This is a genomic window from Nocardia sp. CNY236, from assembly GCF_000482385.1.
Lineage (GTDB): Bacteria > Actinomycetota > Actinomycetes > Mycobacteriales > Mycobacteriaceae > Nocardia.
On the sequence record NZ_AXVD01000015.1, the window covers coordinates 150,182 to 169,236 of the forward strand.

A 19,055-nucleotide genomic window follows, 5' to 3' on the forward strand; every position below is an offset into this window, starting at 1 on the left:
TGTCCCGGCCCACGTCGACCTCGCCGGCGACGCGGCGGAACTCGATCGAGCCGCTACCCCCTGCGCATGAACGAGGGAACATCCACGTCGTCGTCGTCATCGCCCTCCGACGAGCCGAGGGACGCCCTGGGATTCGGCGCCGGCGGCTCGACCGGTGTGCGCTGCCGCTCGGTGGGCCGATAGCCGGGCAACGCGCTGCGTCCAGACGCGCTCGGTGCACTGTCACCGGCACGCGCCGGCATCTCGCCGACCCGGCCCTGCCCGATCTCGCCAACTCGGCCGTGCCCGATCTCCCCAACTCGGCCGTGCCCGATCTCGCCGACCCGACCCTGCCCGATCTCGCCGACCCGACCCTGCCCGATCTCCCCGGCACGCGCCGAGCCGATGTTCACCCGCCCAGTGGTGTCGAACGTGCGCCGGGCCGGCCCGCCTCCATCGAAGCCCGCGGCGATCACGGTGACGCGCACCTCGTCGCCGAGGGAGTCGTCGATCACGGTGCCGAAGATGATGTTGGCCTCGATATGCGCGGCCTCTTGTACCAGTGAGGCCGCCTCGTTGATCTCGAACAGACCCAGGTCCGACCCACCCGCAATCGACAACAACACCCCGTGCGCGCCGTCCATGGACGCCTCGAGCAGCGGTGAATTGATCGCCGCCTCGGCCGCTTTCACCGAGCGCCCCTCACCGCGCGAAGAACCGATGCCCATCAGCGCGCTACCTGCCCCGGACATCACGCTCTTGACATCTGCAAAGTCGACATTGATCAAACCGGGGGTCGTGATCAGGTCCGTGATGCCCTGGACACCGTTGAGTAGCACCTCGTCCGCCGACCGGAACGCATCCATCAAGCTCACCGCGGCATCACCGAGTTGCAGCAGTCGGTCGTTAGGGATCACGATGAGCGTGTCGCACGACTCTCGAAGCAGATTGATGCCGACTTCGGCCTGATTGCCGCGACGCTTGCCTTCGAACGAGAACGGGCGCGTGACCACGCCGATCGTGAGCGCGCCGAGCTTGCGGGCGATCTGCGCGACAACCGGAGCGCCACCCGTACCGGTGCCGCCACCCTCGCCGGCGGTCACGAAGACCATGTCGGCGCCCTTGAGCACTTCTTCGATTTCGTCTTTGTGATCCTCGGCGGCCTTGCGACCGACCTCGGGGTCCGCACCCGCTCCCAGACCACGGGTCAGCTCACGGCCGACGTCGAGTTTGACGTCGGCATCACTCATCAACAGCGCCTGTGCGTCGGTGTTGACTGCGATGAACTCGACACCTTTGAGTCCTTGCTCGATCATCCGGTTGACGGCATTCACACCGCCGCCGCCGATACCGACGACCTTGATCACCGCAAGGTAGTTGTGCGGGGGCGTCATGGGCTCTCGCCTTCCTTCGATCTAAGCGTGTCGTTTCCGGATCCTCGACACACCGTGCGTCGACCCGTTCCGGGGTCGGGTCGCTGCCGAAAGCGAACCACGGCCCGGGTCCAAACCCTAAAGCTCAACCATAGGGTCAGCGATATGTCAAGTATCCGACTGGTGCGGAACGGTATTCGCAGCCGCCGCGATACGCGCGCAGGCGCGCCGAAGCCAGGGTCAGAAACTTGCCCAACCCCGCCTGCCTCGCCACTCCACACGTCATACGGTGAACGGTTGCCCCGACCCCTACTCGACGACGGACCTACTGCCGGACCGACGAGAATTTCTTGGGCGTACCGGGTCGGAATCACTTTACCGTGACCAGATTTGGGCTCGAAACATCGAATACTGTTCCCGGGCGCGTCAACAACGGCAACACGACCGCCGACTTGCGCTCGGTGTCGTCGGCCCCGCCCCACAATACCGTACGACCATCTTTCAGGCTCAAGGACACGTCCGAAATGGACCGCGCCACAACTTCGTCCACCTGGAGGGCCAGCGCGGCCGGCATGGCTGCGACGATCGAGACCGCGGCCCGGGTCACCGGATCCGCGCTGTGCGGGTGCTCGGTGATCAACTTCGGCACCCCGATCGGCGCCTGCTCGACGGCAAATTCCACGCTCTGCGCATCCAGCAGATGCGCGCCGTGCCGACTGTCGTAGAACAGTACCGGGACACGCTCGACGAGCGTCACACGAACAGTGAACGGAAACACCCGCTGTACTCGCACCGTGTGCACCTTGGGGAGGCCGGCCACCCGCCGCTCGGCAGCCGCGGTGTCGATGCGCAGCATCGAACGTCCCGAAGGGATGGCCAACAACTCCCGGATCTGCTGTTCGGATACCGTTGCCGCACCATCGATCTGCACCGAGCGCACCGACACCACCGGGGTGAACCATGCCAGGGCACCGGCTCCGAGCAGCGCGGCGACGACGAGCAGCACCCCGAGCCGAATTCGGCTCCGTCCCAGCCCACCGGACCGACCGTTCGCACGGCGCCGGTCCCCGCGCACCCCTGCCACCCCGCGCACGGCGGATCACCGTCCGTGCTGGGGCCGCGCGCGAAGTCCGTCCAGAATCTGAGGGCAGAGCATGGTCACGTCGCCGGCACCCATGGTGATCACCACATCGCCCGGCAGCGCCAGCCCCGCGACCTGACGACCCACTCGAGACATGTCCGGCTGATAGTGCACCGGAACCGTGACCGACTGGGCCACCAGCGCGCCGTTCACACCGGGCAGCGGCTTTTCCCGTGCACCGTAGACGTCGAGGACGACAACCTCGTCGGCCAGACTCAACGCGTCGCCGAATTCCTGCGCCATGGTTGCGGTGCGACTGTAGAGATGCGGCTGAAAGACCACGATCACTCGTCCCTGGCGCGACCGAGCACCATCACGCGCCTCTTGTCGCACCAGTTCGGCAGCGGCGCCGAGCACCGCGCGAACCTCGGTCGGATGGTGGGCGTAATCATCGAAGACTCGCACACCGTTTTCGCGTCCAGCGAACTGGAACCGACGGTGCACACCACCGAATCCCTCCAATCCTTGCACGATTTCGCCCACGTCGGCGCCGGCGGCACGAGCAGCGAGCAGAGCGCCCAGCGCATTGAGCGCCATATGCCTGCCGGGTACCGACAGCCGCAGCGTGCGCTCGGCGGGTTCGTCGGCGAGTTGGAACTGCACGATCCCGCCGACATCACGCGGCTCCCAACTGTGCAACCGGGCGCCTACGGTGACCGGCGCGTCGGCGAGATCTCCGGAGCCGTAGCCGAGAATCTGGACGTCCTTGCGCGCCAATCGGTCGGCGACCCGCTGCGCCAACGCGCGGGATCCGGGATCGTCCAGACACACCACCAACAGACCACCGGGTGCGAGACGGTCGACGAAGTCGTCGAACACCTGCACGTAGGCCTCGTCCGAACCGAAGAAGTCCAGATGATCGGACTCGATATTGGTGACCACGGTGACATCCGAGTCGTACTGCAGTAACGAGCCGTCGCTCTCGTCGGCCTCGGCGACGAAGATGTCTCCACTTCCGTGGTGGGCGTTGGTGCCGGCCTCGTTCAGTTCGCCGCCCACTGCGAACGAGGGGTCGAGCCCGCAATGCTGCAACGAGACGATGAGCATCGAGGTGGTCGACGTCTTGCCATGAGTACCGGACACGAGCAGTGAGCGATGTCCCCGCATCAGCGCGGCGAGGACGGTTGGACGCAGCAGCACGGGAATGTCGCGGTCGGCGGCTTCGACCAACTCCGGATTGGTCTTCGGAATGGCCGCGTATGTCGTGACGACCGCGGTCGGGCCACCGGGAAGCAGGTCGAGTGCGGTCGCATCGTGACCGATCCGCACCTGCGCGCCCCGCGCTCGCAATGCGAGCACACCGCGGCTCTCCTTGGCATCCGACCCCGACACCGCGCCACCGCGCGCGAGCAGAATCCGGGCGATTCCCGACATTCCGGCCCCCCCGATACCGACCATGTGCACGCGCGTCAATTCTTCCGGCAGCCCGATGCGGTCGGCGGGGTGTGGTGCGGCCTCGCGTGCGACGATATCGCTCATCGCAGCGCCACCTCCTGGGCAATCCGCGCCACCTCATCGGCGGCGTCGCGGTGCCCGGCGCCTGCAGCGGCCCGGCCCATCTCGATAAGCTGTGCGGGGTCCCTGAGCAGTGGAATCACCTCATCGATCACATACTTCGACGTCAGCTCGGAATCGTGGACGATTCTCCCACCACCCTGACGCACCACCGGACGGGCATTGAGTTCCTGCTCCCCGTTGCCGTGTGGTAGCGGGACGTAGAACGCGGGCAATCCGACTGCGGAGACCTCGGCGACGGTCATCGCGCCCGACCGACAGACCACTGCGTCGGCGGCAGCATAGGCAAGGTCCATCCGCGACAGATACGGTACAGCCGCATATCGAGCGCCCTGTCGCCCGGAGCTGACCCAACCAGCCAGTTCGAGCGTGTTCTTGGGGCCGTGCGCGTGCAGCACCGATACTCCCGCGCCGGTGAGTTCCGCCGCGGCAGCGGCCACGGCCTCGTTCACGGTACGGGCTCCCTGAGAACCGCCGAACACCAGTAGTACCGGGCCCTCGGCGGGCAGGCCGAAGTGGGCGCGGGCACTGCTCCGCAGCGCGGCACGGTCCAATGCAGTGATCGATTCGCGCACCGGGATTCCCACCACGCGAGCGTTCGGCAAACCCGAGTCCGGAACGGCGGCGAGCACATGCGCCGCACGACGAGCCCCGATTCTATTGGCGATGCCGGCCTTCGCGTTCGCCTCGTGCACGAGAACCGGGACAGGGCGCCGACGCCGCAACGGACTGGCACCCGCCGCGAGGTAGGCCGGTAGCGCCACATATCCGCCGAATCCGATGATCACATCGGCCTCGACCGACTCGATCACCGCTCTGGTCGCCGCGACCGACGACCACACACGTCCGGGCAGTCGCAGCAGGTCGATCGTCGGCTTTCGCGGCAACGGAACCGGAGGAATCAATTCGAGCGGATATCCTCTATCGGGAACCAGCCGAGTCTCGAGTCCGCGTTCGGTGCCCAACGCGGTGACCCGGATCGACTCGTCCAACCGCCGCAACGAGTCCGCCACCGCCAGCGCCGGTTCGATGTGGCCCGCCGTGCCGCCGCCCGCGACGATAACCGAGATCACTTGGATCTTCCCCGTTCTCTTGCGTGATTCACTGGATAGCTCGGCTCCCACGCGCGGGTGGCACGCGCCGACCTGGTGCCACGGCTCTCCGATGATCGGCGCGGTGCCCGGTCCACACCGTCGCGCGCGCGGCCACCCGCGGATGGTGGCGAGGCCGCGCGGACGGCCTTTCCGGGCGCCCGACCACGTCGGGCCATCTGCGCGCGAGCCGGCACGTACCGTTCCGGCGTGGGCAACCGCAACAGCCTACTCACACGACCATCGTGGCCGGCCCGCAGCGCCGACACCGCCTCGGGCTCATGTCGTGCCGCATTCGCGATGAGACCGAACATGAACAATGTGATCGCCAGAGATGACCCGCCGGCAGAGACCAACGGCAGCTGCAGACCCGTCACCGGGAGCAATCCGACCACATAGCCGGTGTTGATCAGTGCCTGTGACGTGATCCAGACGGTTGCGGTCGCGGTGAGCAAGCGTAGAAACGGGTCCACCGAGCGCGACGCGATCCGCAAACCGACGTAGACGAACAGTGCGAACAGACCGATAACCAGTGCACAACCGAGAAAGCCCAATTCTTCGCCGATGATCGCGAAGATGAAGTCGTTGTGCGCGTTGGGCAGATAGTTCCATTTGGCGCGACTCTGGCCGAGTCCACGACCCCAGATACCACCGTCGGCCAAGGAATACATGGCTTGCCGTGCCTGATAGTTGATGCCCTGCGGATCGTCGCCGGGATTGAAATACGCGCGCATACGATCGGAGCGATAGCCCGCCGTCAGTGCGAGCACCCCGGCGGCGATCGCGCCGGACAATACGGTCGTCACGAACAGCCGCATCGGCAGACCACCGAACCACAGCAATGCCGCGAGCACGATGCCCAGCGCGACAGTCGTGGACAAGTTCGGTTGCAACACCACCAGCAGGCATACCAGCAGGCTGGCGGGTACCAGTGGGACCAGCAGGTCCTTGAGGCTCGCACGCTGGGCGCGGCGGGAAGCCAACAAGTGCGCGCCCCAGACCACGAGCGTCACTTTCACGACCTCCGACGGCTGCACCGAGGCCGGCCCGAGTACCAACCACCGGCGGGCGCCTTGCACCTGCGAGCCGATGCCGGGAACGAGCACCAAGACCAATGCCAGCACCGAGAGGGCGAACAAGGGGAACGACCAATGTCGCAATACGCGTATCGGGATGCGCAGTGCCAGGTAGAACAGCACGACACCGATCACCGCGAAGACTGCTTGCCGGACGAACAACGAGTAGGCCGACCCACCGTCGGCGTAGGCCTCGACACTCGAGGCCGACAACACCATGACCAACCCGAGCACGGTCAACAGTGCGGCGATGGCGACCACCAAATGGAACGACGCGAGCGGGCGCGCCAGCCAAGCTCCGAATCTCGTTGCCGACTCGCGAGTGCGCCGCGTCGATCCCGTCATAATCGCCGTCCGATGTCACCGTCTTCCAGTGTGCGCACCGCCGCAGCGAAGCTGCGTCCTCGGTGTGTGTAGTCGGCGAACATATCCAGCGACGCCGCTGCCGGCGCCAGCAGCACGGTGTCGCCACCACGAGCGATCCCGGCTGCGGTGCGTACCGCACGCGCCATCACCGCCTCGGCCGCCGCCGTCCTTTCTCCCGCGCCCGCGCTGTCACCCATGCCGGCATCGTCCCCCGTGACCAGCTCGACGACCAAGACTTCGGGTGCGTGTCGCGCCAGGGCTGCCGCGATCACCGGGGCATCGGCGCCGATCAATACCGCCGCCACCAGCCGATCGGCCACTTCTTCGATCAAGTCCTCGACGTGTGCACCCTTCAACTGGCCACCGGCCACCCAGATCACGTGTGGGTGCGCCAGGATCGACGACCGGGCCGCGTGCGGATTGGTGGCCTTGGAATCGTCGACGAAGTCGACCCCGGCCACTGCTCGCACGAAAGCGGAACGATGCGGACCGACCTTGTGCTCGGTCAAACCCTCCCGGACGAATTGCGGGACCACCTCGATCGCCCGCGCCAGCGCCGCCGCGGCGAGCGCATCGGCGACGCCCGCCGGACCGGGCGGACTGATATCGCCGACTTCGGCGAGGATCGCCGCCTTGGTGAACGCGCGGTCGAGCAGCTTGCCGTCGACCACGCCGAGTTCACCGTCCGCGGGAACACCGACCCGGAAGCCCACGGTACGGCGAGCCTTGGATTTGCGGGCGAGCGCGGCCGCAACGGGATCGTCCAATCCGACCACACCGACCCGACCGCTCAGCGCGCGCGCCTTGGCTGCAGCGTAGGCGTCCAAACCGCCGTGCCAGTCCAAGTGATCCTCGGCGACATTGAGTACCACGCCCGCCTCCGGGCGTACCGAGGGCGCCCAATGCAATTGGAACGACGACAGCTCGACTGCCAGGACTTGAGGACCTGGGTTGCGCCGCAATGCGTCCAGTATCGGGAGGCCGATATTGCCGCAGGCGATGCTGGCGATACCGGCGGCCCGCAAGATCGCATGAGTCATCTGGGTCGTGGTGGTCTTGCCATTGGTGCCGGTCACCACCAGCCACTTGCGGACCGGTCCGTAGATCCTGGCCTGATCGACCCACCATGCGAATTCGACATCACCCCACACCGGGGTGCCTTCGGCAACCGCCGAGGCGAGCACCGGCGAATCCGGCCGCCAGCCCGGACTGGTGATCACCAACGCAAATCGGCTCCAGTCGGCGGTTTCCAGCTCGGTACTGGCCGCCACATCCACGCCCAACCCGGCGGCCTCGGACAGTGCTGCGGCAGAGCCGTCGGTGACCACTGGTCGCGCGCCGATTTCGTGCAGCGGCTCGATCAGCGAGCGACCGGACACCCCCCAGCCAGCAACCAAGACCTCCCGCCCACGGAGGAATTCCAGCATGGGTCCTAGCGAACGCAACGCTCGCGAAGAATGTTCAACCATCTCGTTCACCCGACCGCAGAGAGATATTCGCTGTAGAACAGACCGAGCCCAACCGCGGAGGCGATTGCGGCCAGCAGCCAGAACCGGATGATCACGGTGGTCTCGGCCCACTTGCTGAGCTCGAAGTGATGGTGGAACGGCGCCATTTTGAACAACCGGTTTCGTGTCGTGCGGAAGACTGCCACCTGCAACATCACCGACGCCGCCTCGGCCACGAACAACGCACCGATCACGACCATCAGCAATTCGGTCCGGGTGGTGATGGACAGCCCGGCCAGCAGACCGCCCAGGGCCAGTGATCCGGTATCGCCCATGAAGATCTTGGCGGGGGCGGCGTTCCACCACAGGAAGCCTATGCACGCCGCAGTACCCGCCGCGCAGACCAAGGCAAGGTCCAGCGGATCGCGCACGTTGTAGCAACCGGTTTCGGGCTTGGTCTCACAGGCATGGTAGTACTGCCAGAACGTGATGACGACGTACCCGCCCAAGACCAGGCTCATCGATCCGGCGGCCAGTCCGTCCAGCCCGTCGGTGAGATTCACCGCATTGGACCATGCGATGACCAAGAAACAGGCGAGGAGCAGAAACCAAACGACACCCATGGTCAGTGTGCTGATATCACGCACATAGGACAGGTGCCTACTCGCGGGGGTCAATCCACTCGCACCGGGAAACTGCAGAGCGAGAATGCCGAAGGTCACTCCAGCAGTGCCCTGCCCGAGGTATTTGCCCGCCGCGGTGAGCCCCAGATTGCGTTGCTTGCGAATCTTGATGAAGTCGTCGATGAAGCCCACCGCACCCAGCGCGGTGGCCAAGCCGAGTACCAGCAGCGCCGACGCAGACGGCCCGTCGGCGTCGTAGCCGATGCCGATCAGATGGGATCCCAGGTAGCCCGCCCACATGCCGACCAGGATCGCGACGCCTCCCATGGTCGGCGTGCCGCGTTTGGCTTGATGGCTGGCCGGCCCGTCGACCCGAATCTCCTGGCCGAAGCCCTGCTTGGCGAACAGCCTGATCAACAAGGGAGTGAGCAGGATCGACACCGCCATGGCGATCGCCGCGGCGAAGAGAATCTGTCTCATTCGGCCGCCTCCGTGTCGTGTCCTACTGTGTTCGCTCGGGCCGTGCGACGCTCCGCGACGACCTCCGGATCGGTCAGATGTTCGGCAACCTGCCACAAGCCGACCGACTTCGATGCTTTGACCAGCACGACGTCACCGGGCACGACCTCGGTGTCCAACAGCGCGAGCGCCGCATCGATATCCGCAACGCGAACCGATTCCTCGCCCCACGACCCTTCCATCACAGCTCCTTGGTGCAAGGCCCGCGCCGGTCGTCCGGTGCCCACGGCGACCACCCGACCGACATCCAGTCGCACGGCGAGGCGCCCGATGGCATCGTGCTCGGCAACCGATGCCTCCCCGAGTTCGGCCATCTCGCCGAGCACTGCCCAACTGCGGCGCGGCGTCCGGCCTGCGCGTGCCATGCTGACCAGCGCTTTGAGCGCAGCGCGGACCGAATCCGGGTTGGCGTTGTACGAATCGTTGACGACGGTGATCCCATCGGCGGTGGTTCGCACGTCCATACGGCGAGCCGACACCGCGCGTGCACCGGACAGGGCCGTGGCCACGCTGCCGAGGTCTGCGCCGCATTCCAGCGCGACCGCAATCGCCGCCAGCGCATTGCCCACCTGGTGCTCACCATGGACCGCCAATCGCACCTCGGCGCTGGCCGTGGCGGCATGCACGGTGAACGTGGCCCGGGCCTGGTCGTCCAGACGAATATCGGTGGCGCGGACATCGGCAGTCCGTGCCTGTCCGACCGTCACCACCCGGGCCGATGTGCGCGCGGCCATGGCCGCGACGCGGGGATCGTCGGCATTGAGCACCGCGAGCCCGGAGGAGGGCAAGGCATCCACCAACTCGCCCTTGGCCTGTGCGATGACGTCTCGACTGCCGAACTCACCGATATGCGCGGTGCCGACATTGAGCACGACACCGATACTCGGCGGCGCCACCTCGGTCAGCGCTGCAATATGCCCCGGACCCCGCGCCGAGAGCTCGAGCACGAGGAACCGCGTGTCGGCGTCGGCGCGCAGCGCGGTCCAGGGATGGCCGAGCTCGTTGTTGAACGAACCCGGCGGAGCGACCACCGAACCCAGCGGAGTGAGTGCAGCGGCCAAGAGGTCCTTGGTCGACGTCTTGCCGGACGAGCCGGTGACGCCGACAACGGTGAGGCCACCACTGTGCGCCAAGCGCACCGTGCTGGCGCGGGCGAGTGCTCCGAGCGCAGCGAGCACGGCAGCGCCGGAGCCGTCCGAATCGTGACTCACGACAACTGAATTCGACGGCACTCCACCGTGGTCGGGTGGGACCACGATGGCCGGCACACCGAGAGGCCGCGCGGCCAGCACCGCAACCGCGCCCGCCTCGATCGCCGCGCCTGCATAGTCGTGGCCGTCGGCGTTGCGGCCCGGCAGCGCCAGGAACAGATCACCGAAACCAATGCGGCGCGAATCGAATTCGACCGTTCCGGTCACTCGCACCTCCGGGTCTGCGACATCGCGCAGCGTGCCGCCGACGATGTCGGCGACCTCCCGCAGTGTCATCTCGATCATGAAACCGTCAAGTCCTCCGCCTGATTGCCGTGTGGACTCAGTCTCTCCAATGCGGCCGCCAGTACCTCGCGGTCGTCGAACGGATGCTTCACCCCGTGGATCTCCTGCCCTGCCTCATGTCCTTTTCCTGCGATCAGCAGCGCATCACCGGGGCGTGCCCACGCCACGGCGGCCGCGATCGCTTCGGCTCGGTCGCCGATGACCCGCACCTCACCGCGTTCGGCCTCCGGCACTGCCAGCGCACCCGACCGCAGAGCGGCCCGGATGGCCGCTGGATCCTCGGTGCGAGGATTGTCGTCGGTGATGATCAACAAATCGGCGCCGCGGGCGCCTGCGGCGCCCATCAGCGCCCGCTTGGCCGCATCGCGGTCTCCTCCGGCGCCGACCACCACCGCAAGCCGTCCCCTGGTGTCTGCCGCGAGATGACCTCGCAGTGTGGCGATCACGGACTCCAACGCCGCGGGCTTGTGCGCGTAGTCGACCATCGCCAGGAAGTCCTGCCCACGGTCCACCCGCTGCATCCGGCCCGGCACATCCACGGTTGCCAACGCGGGCGCGGCGACCGAAGCCTCGACCCCGTCCGCAGCGCATACGGCAAGCGCGAGCAAGCCATTCGCGACATTATAGTGACCGGGCAGACGCAACCGCACCGCAACCTCACCCTGTGGCGCGGAGACCATGAAATCTTGTTCACCGCTATGGGTCGACACCGTGCCCGTGACGGTCCACGTGGCATCCCGAACAGTCGAGACGGTGACCGGGCCGGCCAACCCGGAAGCGAGTCGTTGGCCCCACTCGTCATCCACACAGACCACAGCGGTGCGCGCCGCCACCGGCGAATCCGGTTCGAACAACTTGCGTTTGGCAGCGAAGTAGTCACCGAAGTCGGCATGAAAGTCCAGATGATCCTGTGACAGATTGGTGAACGCCCCGACTGCGAATCGGACCCCGTCGACACGCCCCAACGCCAAGGCGTGACTGGACACCTCCATCACCACCGCATCCACGCCTTGCTCGACCATGAGAGCGAACATCGCGTGCAATTGCGGCGCCTCGGGAGTGGTCAGCGCGCTGGGCACCCGCCGGCCACCCATTCTGGTCTCGATGGTGCCGATGAGGGCGGTGGCGCGGCCGGCAGCCGCCAGACCTGCCTCGACCAAGTACGAAGTCGTCGTCTTGCCCGAAGTACCGGTGATCCCGATGATCCGCAACCGGTCGGACGGGTATCCGTAGACCGCCGCGGACAGTTCCCCGAGCACCGCTCTCGGGTGGTCGTGCGTCAACACCGGCACCGAGAGATCGCCAGCGGCCGCGGCGCCGGCAGCGTCGGTCAGAATCGCGACCGCGCCCCGAGCGATCGCATCACGCGCGAAACGGGCACCGTGGGCACGTGCGCCCGGCAATGCCGCGAAAAGGTCGCCGGGAAGTATCGCCTGCGATCGCTGCTCTATCCCGGTGACCGACACACCGGACACATCCCACGCCTGGCTCACCGTAGCCCCCACGACGGCGGCCAGCGACGACAGCGACGTCGACGGCGGATACTCTGGCCGCAAGGCGTGCGGTTGACCGGACTGCACAGAAACCAGGCTCCTTTCGGGGGCGGCGATCGACGTGTCAGGTTACCGGCGACCCATCACCGTGGGACCATGCGCCCCACCGCACAGTCACCGAGGTCGCCCACCGCACCCTACGGCCTCGTCTTCCAGCCACGACCACGCCACGCGGCACTCGGCACGCCACGGGTCGAAACCTGGAGCCGACCTACCGGCTCGCGAATCACGAGCGCTCCCGATCAATGCGCCGAGCTGCGAGTTCGGCCATGGCCACCCGATACTCTCCGTCCCGATCGGCGCGCTCGATCCGAAGCAGGCTGGGGTGGGATCACCCCGCCTGCAGCACGAATCGCTGTGGAGGCTGCGCCGACGGCGGAACACGGTCGCGTTGCAGCGCCCAGGAGGCGATGTTGTGGAACAACGGAGCGGCCGAACCACCCCCGCTGCCGTCGGAACTTCGAACCGGTGCGTCGAGCATCAGGCCGATCACATACCGCGGGTTTTCCGCGGGCACCATGCCCGCAAACGTGATCCAGAACGACGAGGTGGAATAGCATCGGCAGCTGGGGTCCACCTTCTGCGCGGTTCCGGTCTTGCCCGCTACCTGATAGCCGGAAATCGCTGCGGGCCACCCGGTGCCGTTCTGGTTGGCATTGAGGGGGTCACGCTGGACAACCGCTTGGAACATGGTCCGAATCGTCGCCGCGGTCTGTGGGCTCACCACACGTACACCATCGGGCTGCGGGTGCTCGGTGCGGGTGCCGTCGGGAGCGATTTCGGCCCGCACGATCCGGGGTGGGATGCGGACACCGTCATTGGCGATGGCCTGGTACATAGCGGCCATTTGCAACGTGGTCAACGAAAGCCCCTGCCCGATGGGCAGGTTCGCGAAGGTACCGCCCGACCACTGCGCTCGGTCGGGCATGAGTCCCGAACTCTCCCCGGGCAATCCGATCCCGGTACGCTGGCCGATCCCGAACCGCTGGGTCATCTCCGCGAAGCGATCCTCACCCACCCGCTGGGCGAGCATGAGCGTACCGACGTTCGAGGATCGACCGAAAACACCGGTCGTGGTGTATTGCTCGGTACCGTGCGACCATGCGTCGTTCACCGTGACTCCGGCCATCCGAATCGCGCCGGGAACCCGATGCACCTCATCGGGATCGGTCACGCCGTATTCGAGGGCTGCCGCCGCGGTAACGATCTTGTGCACGGAACCGGGTTCGAAGGTGTCGGTCACCGACGGGTTGCTCAGGTCGGCGTCGACCCATCGCTCGGGTCCGAGGGACGGGTTGAAGGTGTTGTCGTTGCTCATGGCCAGGACCTGCCCGGTCTTGGCGTCCAGGACGACCGCGGAGGCCGCACCCGCACCGGAGAGCTCTCTGGCCTGCTGCACCTGTTGCTGTACGTAGTACTGCAGATCCGAATCCATGGTCAACTCGACCGCGGACCCATCGACTGCGGGGTGTTCGTCTCGCCAGCTGCCCGGGATGACGGTGCCATCGGAGCCGCGATCGTAGGTGGAGGACCCATCGGTTCCGGCCAGCACCGAATCCATCGCCGCTTCCAGCCCGACTTGTCCGTGACCGTCCCAGCCGGTAGCGCCGATCACATTCGCCGCCAGCGAACCGCCCGGGTACACCCGGATACTCTGCTGCTCGGAGCCGACATGGGCGAATTTGTCGGTGATCTCACTCGCGACCCGCGAATCGACATTGCGAGCCAGATACACGAACGGCTCGTCGCTGCGCAGCTTCGCCAAGAGATCCGCCTCCGAGGGAGCGTCACTGCCCACCTTCTCGTGGATGGTACGGGCGATGGCGCGCAGGCGGGCGTCCGGATCGGGTGCGGCATCGTCGGCAGCCTTGGCTTCGACCAGCTGCCGCCGCACTCGAACCGGTTGGAAGGTCAAGGCTTTCGCGGAGACGGTGAACGCCAGCGGTTTACCGTGGCGATCGGTGATCGACCCGCGGGTGGCCGGGTCCAGGTGGTGTGTGGTTCGCTGGCTCGCTGCCTGTGCCGACAGTCGAGGAGCAGCGACACTCTGCACCCACAACAGCTGCAGCGCAACCACGGCGAGCGCGATCAACATGACCACGCGGCCGACGCCGAGACGCAGCCGATACGGGCGGGCCGCGACCGTTGCGCTGGACCGGCGCGGCGGGTGCACCGCCCGCGACCCAGACGGCTGGCGGCGCCGACGCGGCGCCGACCGCGCGGGGGTCATTGCGATGCTCCGTCCGACCCCGACCCCGACCCCGACCCCGGTGCTGGGGCCGGTGCAGTGGGCACCGGAGCCGGCTCTGTGGGCACAGGACCTGCCGCCGCTGGCGCCGAATGTGCGCGATCGTCGTTGTGTGCCGTGTCCTCCGGCTGGCCCGGCGCTGCGTCGCTCGGCGGCATCGTGACCGGCACCGGCCGCTCTCCCTGGGCCGTCGAGGCGCCCGAACGCTCCGACGGGGCGTTCAGCAGCGGCGCCGGAGCGCCTTGCGCGGGAGTGGGCGTACCGATCACGGTGACCGAGCCGTCGGGTTCGATCACGAGGCGAGCGGGGTCCTCGGCCGGAATCATGCCGAGTTCCCGGGCCCGCGCAGCCAGTTCCGGTGCCGAATCAGCAGCTTCCACCTCACGTTGCAGTGCAGCCCGTTCATCGGCCAGCCGCCGGTTGTTCGCTCGCGCGTCACCGAGTTGGTAGCTGTCCTCGGCCGCTCGCGTGGTCAGCAACAGCGTCGCCGCCAGACCACACCCCAACAGCGCGATGACCGCCGTGACGAACGGAATGCGCGCGGCCGTCGCCGAACGCCGAGCCGCGCCCGCGGTCGCAGGCTCCGACCGACTCCGAGCGCGTACCCGTCGTCGCTCGTAGGCACGCTGCGCAGCACCGGATTTCACCCGCTCGGCATCATGGACCCGACGGGCGACCCGACCCGGCGTTTCAGCGGTCCGCGTCCGCACACTCATTCAGTTCCCCTCCTCATGTCCTCACACGTGACCTCGGCGTGACCTCGGCGTGACGCAGCACACGCGTCGAGTCCGCGCGGCCCGCCCCGGCACGGCGCCTCACCGTGGCGCCTGGACCCGCTCGGCAGCGCGCATGCGTACCGGCGCAGCCCGCGTGTTCTCCGCGATCTCGCGCTCGGTCGCTTTCTCCGCGCCGCGGGTCAGCATGCGAAATTCCGGTCCCATGCCGGGCAGCTCGACCGGCAGTCCTACCGGTGTCCGTGAGGTCGTGTGCGCGACGAGCTCCCGCTTGACCAGCTTGTCCTCCAACGACTGGTAGGACATCACCACGATGCGACCGCCGACACGGAGTGCGGCCAGCGCAGCTGGTAGTGCGACGCGCAGTGACTCGAGTTCCTGGTTCACCTCCACCCGTAGTGCCTGGAAAGTGCGCTTGGCCGGATGCCCGCCGGTGCGTCGACTCGCAGCGGGTATGACGGCATACAGCAGCTCCACCAGCTCAGCACTGGTGGTGAATGGTCTGATCCGACGGCGACGAACCACCTCCGCAGCGATACGGCTCGCAAAGCGTTCCTCCCCGTAGGTTTTCAGCACACGAGCGAGGTCGCCGTGACCATAGGTGTTGAGCACATCGGCGGCGGTGGGTCCACGGGTCGGGTCCATCCGCATGTCCAGTGGCGCGTCGACCGAGTAGGCGAACCCACGGTCGACCTCGTCCACCTGCATCGATGACAGACCCAGGTCCATCAGGACAGCCGAAACCGAGCCGACCGGCGACAGCTCGGCCCGGCTCAGCGCATCGGCGATGCCGTCGTACCGAGTGTGGACCACGGTGACTCGATCGCCGAACGGCTCCAGCCGCTCGCTGGCCAGGCGCAAGGCATGGGCGTCCCGGTCGAGTCCGACCACCCGGACGTTCGGATAGGTGCGCAGGAAATGCTCGGCATGTCCACCGAGGCCGAGTGTCGCATCGACATAGACCGCACCCGGATCGGACAATGCGGGCCCGAGCACAGCGTCGGCTCGCTCCAGCAGAACCGGAACATGACGGGGACCGCGCTGTTCACGGTTCACCTCGACCTCCCGGAATCTGCCTCTCGTCGTCGCGCACCGCACACGGGTCGCTTTGACACACAGTGTCTTCGATATAGATACGGTCTTCGATATAGATACGTTCGATGTAGCTACGAATGCCCCGTGGTCTCTGACCGAACGTCGGCACCTGGCGTCGGGGAAGTACGTCAGGGTCCTGGTCCGGGCAGAGACCGCGCGGCACTCGTTCGCCCGCGGCTAGACGATGCCGCCGAGTGATTCCGCTCGGGCTTGTGAGAAGTCCTCCTCGTGCTCGGCGAGGTAGGACTCCCACGCCTGCTTGTCCCATATCTCCAAGAAGTCGACCGACCCGACCACCGCACAGTCCCTGGTGAGATTGGCGTAGCGACGATGGTCGGGCGACACCACGATCCGGCCCTGTGCGTCGGGACGCTGCTCATCGGTCCCGGCCGCGAGTGCCCGGACGAATGCGCGCGCCTGCGGATCACTTCGAGACGCGGTCGCGGCGCGGCGAGCGAGCGCGGTGAACTCTTCCTTCGGATACACCGCGAGGCTGTGGTCCTGCCCCTTCGTGACCATCAACCCTCCCGCCAGATCGTCTCGAAACTTCGCAGGCAACGTGAGTCGCCCCTTGTCGTCCAAGCGAGGCGTGTAGGTACCGAGAAACACCTCGATACCTCCCTAGTCGATCACCTCGTGGTCGGCCATTCGGTACTGCGCACCCCACATTACCCCACATCCCCCCACTTTCAATCGAAACCTGCGGTGATCTGCCTCCCCCTGCAGACGATTTCGCAGGTCATCCCAGCTATCATCGCAGCAGAGATCTTTCGCGAGTTCCGCCGACACGCACTACACCACCGGACAAATACCCGAAAACACCCAGCAAACGCCTTGCCGGGTCCCACTGCACGCCGGGGAACACCACTCGACGGGGACACTGTGGGGCAGAGTGGGGGCGCGAGGGCAGGTCCGACACTTTCTCCACAGCGCCGCTCCATGGAACGCAGAAAACGACGCCGCACCCTGACGGTGCGGCGTCGCCCTGCCGACGTCGTCGGCCTCGAAAGTTCGTCAGGTCACCAGCGCGCTACTCCTGCTCGAACCGTCGCCGGAAGCGGTCCTCCATGCGGTCGGAGAACCCACCGGACTTGCGCTGACGGCCCCGACCACCGGAACCGCCCTCGGAGGCGCCGCCAGCCGGTCGATCGTTTCCGTTGACGTTCTTGGAGGCGCCGAGTAGCAACAACACGCCGGCGCCGAACATGACGATGAATCCGATCAGACTGATGATCGGAAAACCACCAGGCTTCACCGGCGCCGCGATGCCAGCGACGAGCAGCGAAAGACCCAGGACGAACAGCGCTGCAGCCTGGAATCTGCGACGACTCGAGGTCGAACGAAGCCTTCCGCCACGGACGGACGAGGCGAACTTGGGATCCTCAGCATAGAGAGCGCTCTCGATCTGTTCGAGCATGCGCTGCTCGTGCTCGGAGAGTGGCACGGTACCTCCCCCGGCACTAGGACGTGGCTGCCGCCTCCGGGTAGGCGACAAATAGCCGACCTTGGCGGCTATCTGTCACCAATGATACGAGTTCGAGCAGGCCCAGACCACCTACTCACCCATAACTAAGCGGTCATGCCGCCATTCCATGGTGACGCCGGTCGCAACCGGGCCGACGCCGAGAGGAGATCTTCCACGTCATGAAGGAATGCCCCGACCCGCGAAGAGAACTCGTCGGCTTCATGATCATGGATGTTGCGGTCGAGCCCCGCCTCCAGCGCAGCCCTGGTCTCCGAGTGGGCGCTGAAGTAGTCCGCCCACATCACGAACTCGGGCGCGGCGCGCTGTAGAAGTACCCATGCATTGCGCGAGCGCGCCCGAGGCGCGGTGTCGGCGCCGGTGAGCGCGAGCACGACGCCCGCACCACGCAGCGCGGCCAGGTATGCCGTGCGGAAACGCTCGCGCGGATCACTCTCCCCCATCGCTTCCATCAGCAAGCCGTCCGCTCGCTCCAGCAGCCGACCAGCGCGGCCCGGCCGGCCCGAATGCTCCATTCGACCAGACATAACCGTCCCTCCGCCATCACGCACCCCGGCCGGACACCTACGCTGGAGACCGCGTGCCACACCGTTTTCCAGCACCGCCCACACCGAACAGGTATTCGAACGTTTGAATTGAGCTTCAATATAGAGACGCCCCCCGACAAATTTCCGCGTGCGCGCGCAACCGACGAGAGCCATGACCGCCGTCAAGCCCCACCACACCCCCGCACCCGCCGTCGTCGTCGACCTCTCGGTCGCAGATCTACGCTGCCGGCTACACGACGCGCTGGCAGTCTATGTCGCGGCCATGGACTATCCACGCGGGACCGAGCGTCATCGCGCCCCGATGTGGACCGAGCACACCACGCGCCCCGGCTGGCGCGCAGTCGCGGCCATGACGCCCGACAGTTCCGGCCGGATCGATGTTCGAAAGGCGCCACTCACCGCCGTCGCCTACGGCTATCGCGGCGACACGCGCCAATGGTGGCATCAGCAGGTGGACAGCGGCATGCGACGCTCGGGCTGGCCGGAACACTCCGCCCGCGAACTGCTCTCGGACTATTTCGAGCTCACCGAGCTCCACGTGCACCCCACCACCCAGGGCCGCGGCATCGGCGCCACCCTGCTGGAGCGGCTGCTGCGCGACCGAACCGAGCGAGCCGTGCTGTTGTCGACGCCAGAGGTGGACCGCGAGGACAATCGCGCCTGGCGGCTGTATCGTCGCCGGGGCTTCTCCGATGTGATCCGCAATTTCGTATTCGCCGGCGACAACCGCCCGTTCGCCATCCTCGGCCGGCGGCTGCCACTATAAG

Annotated in this window: 16 protein-coding genes; 1 reads left to right on the forward strand and 15 read right to left on the reverse strand. The window is 66.7% G+C overall.

Going from position 1 to position 19,055, the window contains the following annotated elements:
- Nucleotides 1-53: 53 nt before the first annotated feature.
- The 15 genes from ftsZ to K940_RS0110995 all read right to left on the reverse strand — a co-directional run bounded on the left by ftsZ (nt 54) and on the right by K940_RS0110995 (nt 18,267).
- The gene (ftsZ, locus tag K940_RS0110925) at nt 54-1,373 is read right to left on the reverse strand and encodes a cell division protein FtsZ (RefSeq protein ID WP_028477575.1); all 1,320 of its coding nucleotides are present in this window, start codon (nt 1,371-1,373) and stop codon (nt 54-56) included.
- A 349-nt stretch (nt 1,374-1,722) separates the two neighbouring features.
- Complete coding sequence (locus K940_RS0110930; RefSeq protein WP_369797496.1) at nt 1,723-2,445, reverse strand: cell division protein FtsQ/DivIB; 723 nt, start codon at nt 2,443-2,445, stop codon at nt 1,723-1,725.
- Between the two features lie 6 nt (nt 2,446-2,451).
- Nucleotides 2,452-3,972, reverse strand: a complete 1,521-nt coding sequence (gene murC, locus K940_RS0110935) for a UDP-N-acetylmuramate--L-alanine ligase (RefSeq protein ID WP_051407077.1) — start codon at nt 3,970-3,972, stop codon at nt 2,452-2,454.
- Nucleotides 3,969-5,132, reverse strand: coding sequence for an undecaprenyldiphospho-muramoylpentapeptide beta-N-acetylglucosaminyltransferase (gene murG / locus K940_RS0110940; RefSeq protein WP_051407078.1), 1,164 nt, complete (start codon nt 5,130-5,132; stop codon nt 3,969-3,971). The genes murC and murG overlap by 4 nt, the downstream gene beginning before the upstream one ends.
- On the reverse strand, nt 5,078-6,520 hold the full coding sequence (ftsW, locus tag K940_RS0110945) for a putative lipid II flippase FtsW (RefSeq protein WP_028477579.1): 1,443 nt from the start codon (nt 6,518-6,520) through the stop codon (nt 5,078-5,080). The genes murG and ftsW overlap by 55 nt, the downstream gene beginning before the upstream one ends.
- The gene (gene murD, locus K940_RS0110950; protein WP_028477580.1) at nt 6,517-7,968 is read right to left on the reverse strand and encodes a UDP-N-acetylmuramoyl-L-alanine--D-glutamate ligase; all 1,452 of its coding nucleotides are present in this window, start codon (nt 7,966-7,968) and stop codon (nt 6,517-6,519) included. Before murD ends, ftsW begins: the two co-directional genes overlap by 4 nt.
- A 47-nt stretch (nt 7,969-8,015) precedes the next feature.
- A complete protein-coding gene (gene mraY, locus K940_RS0110955; protein ID WP_028477581.1) occupies nt 8,016-9,092 on the reverse strand; it encodes a phospho-N-acetylmuramoyl-pentapeptide-transferase in 1,077 nt (358 codons plus the stop codon).
- Complete coding sequence (gene murF, locus K940_RS27840; protein WP_051407079.1) at nt 9,089-10,627, reverse strand: UDP-N-acetylmuramoyl-tripeptide--D-alanyl-D-alanine ligase; 1,539 nt, start codon at nt 10,625-10,627, stop codon at nt 9,089-9,091. The genes mraY and murF overlap by 4 nt, the downstream gene beginning before the upstream one ends.
- Nucleotides 10,624-12,207, reverse strand: coding sequence for a UDP-N-acetylmuramoyl-L-alanyl-D-glutamate--2,6-diaminopimelate ligase (locus K940_RS0110965; RefSeq protein WP_231390325.1), 1,584 nt, complete (start codon nt 12,205-12,207; stop codon nt 10,624-10,626). The genes murF and K940_RS0110965 overlap by 4 nt, the downstream gene beginning before the upstream one ends.
- A gap of 304 nt (nt 12,208-12,511) precedes the next feature.
- Nucleotides 12,512-14,410 carry a penicillin-binding protein 2 gene (locus K940_RS0110970; RefSeq protein ID WP_081706284.1) on the reverse strand — a complete coding sequence of 633 codons (1,899 nt, stop codon included), beginning with the start codon at nt 14,408-14,410 and terminating at the stop codon, nt 12,512-12,514.
- Complete coding sequence (locus K940_RS32945; protein ID WP_051407080.1) at nt 14,407-15,144, reverse strand: hypothetical protein; 738 nt, start codon at nt 15,142-15,144, stop codon at nt 14,407-14,409. The genes K940_RS0110970 and K940_RS32945 overlap by 4 nt, the downstream gene beginning before the upstream one ends.
- Before the next feature lie 99 nt (nt 15,145-15,243).
- Nucleotides 15,244-16,218 (reverse strand): 16S rRNA (cytosine(1402)-N(4))-methyltransferase RsmH, encoded by a 975-nt coding sequence (rsmH, locus tag K940_RS0110980; protein WP_028477584.1) that lies wholly within the window; start codon nt 16,216-16,218, stop codon nt 15,244-15,246.
- A gap of 216 nt (nt 16,219-16,434) precedes the next feature.
- The gene (gene mraZ / locus K940_RS0110985; protein WP_028477585.1) at nt 16,435-16,866 is read right to left on the reverse strand and encodes a division/cell wall cluster transcriptional repressor MraZ; all 432 of its coding nucleotides are present in this window, start codon (nt 16,864-16,866) and stop codon (nt 16,435-16,437) included.
- Between the two features lie 421 nt (nt 16,867-17,287).
- Entirely contained in the window at nt 17,288-17,701 is a 414-nt protein-coding gene (locus K940_RS0110990) for a DUF3040 domain-containing protein (protein WP_028477586.1), read from the reverse strand.
- Between the two features lie 125 nt (nt 17,702-17,826).
- A complete protein-coding gene (locus K940_RS0110995; RefSeq protein ID WP_028477587.1) occupies nt 17,827-18,267 on the reverse strand; it encodes an SAV_6107 family HEPN domain-containing protein in 441 nt (146 codons plus the stop codon).
- Nucleotides 18,268-18,439: 172 nt separating this feature from the next.
- Between K940_RS0110995 and K940_RS0111000 the strand changes: the two genes are divergently transcribed.
- The gene (locus K940_RS0111000; protein ID WP_028477588.1) at nt 18,440-19,054 is read left to right on the forward strand and encodes an N-acetyltransferase; all 615 of its coding nucleotides are present in this window, start codon (nt 18,440-18,442) and stop codon (nt 19,052-19,054) included.
- Nucleotide 19,055 lies beyond the last annotated feature (1 nt).

Bases quoted from the DNA above. Each gene is read 5' to 3' on its own strand.
- ftsZ (WP_028477575.1), bottom strand. From the start codon at position 1,373: ATGACGCCCCCGCACAACTACCTTGCGGTGATCAAGGTCGTCGGTATC.
- murC (WP_051407077.1), bottom strand. From the start codon at position 3,972: ATGAGCGATATCGTCGCACGCGAGGCCGCACCACACCCCGCCGACCGC.
- ftsW (WP_028477579.1), bottom strand. From the start codon at position 6,520: ATGACGGGATCGACGCGGCGCACTCGCGAGTCGGCAACGAGATTCGGA.
- murD (WP_028477580.1), bottom strand. From the start codon at position 7,968: ATGCTGGAATTCCTCCGTGGGCGGGAGGTCTTGGTTGCTGGCTGGGGG.
- mraY (WP_028477581.1), bottom strand. From the start codon at position 9,092: ATGAGACAGATTCTCTTCGCCGCGGCGATCGCCATGGCGGTGTCGATC.
- murF (WP_051407079.1), bottom strand. From the start codon at position 10,627: ATGATCGAGATGACACTGCGGGAGGTCGCCGACATCGTCGGCGGCACG.
- K940_RS0110970 (WP_081706284.1), bottom strand. From the start codon at position 14,410: ATGACCCCCGCGCGGTCGGCGCCGCGTCGGCGCCGCCAGCCGTCTGGG.
- K940_RS32945 (WP_051407080.1), bottom strand. From the start codon at position 15,144: ATGAGTGTGCGGACGCGGACCGCTGAAACGCCGGGTCGGGTCGCCCGT.
- K940_RS0110995 (WP_028477587.1), bottom strand. From the start codon at position 18,267: ATGTCTGGTCGAATGGAGCATTCGGGCCGGCCGGGCCGCGCTGGTCGG.
- K940_RS0111000 (WP_028477588.1), top strand. From the start codon at position 18,440: ATGACCGCCGTCAAGCCCCACCACACCCCCGCACCCGCCGTCGTCGTC.